The sequence below is a fragment of the Streptomyces sp. HSW2009 genome (assembly GCF_040240285.1).
Taxonomy (GTDB): Bacteria; Actinomycetota; Actinomycetes; order Streptomycetales; family Streptomycetaceae; genus Streptomyces.
In genome coordinates this window covers 1-317 of record NZ_JBEHZD010001211.1, presented here as the reverse complement: position 1 = coordinate 317, position 317 = coordinate 1, and the positions used below count along the sequence as shown (strand labels likewise).

General features: G+C 66.2%; 1 protein-coding gene. It reads right to left on the bottom strand.

Annotation, left to right across the window (positions count from 1 at the left end; translation table 11 throughout):
• Positions 1 to 309 (bottom strand): condensation domain-containing protein (locus AAHZ94_RS35230; protein ID WP_349997708.1); only part of this gene is annotated, 309 nt, incomplete at its 3' end.
• Positions 310 to 317 lie beyond the last annotated feature (8 nt).

Genomic DNA, 317 nt, shown 5'->3' with positions numbered 1-317 from the left:
CGCAATGTGATGCACCACCACCAACAACACACACTCATCCCCACCCAACTCAAACAACCACACCCGCCACGGCACCTGTGACACCAGGTCGAAGGCCGTACGTGTGGCGTGCTGGAGGGCGCGCCGAAGCTCGTCCTCGTCGGGTCGGTCCAGCGGTACGAGAGTGAGCTCGGGCGCCGTGGTCGACGGCAGTACCACCTGGTGGGGGCCGTCCGCGTCCTCGGCGAAGACGGTCCGCAAACTCTCGTGCCGCGCCGCCACATCACCCAACGCCAACCGCAACGCACCCCGATCCAACGACCCACTCAACCGCAGAG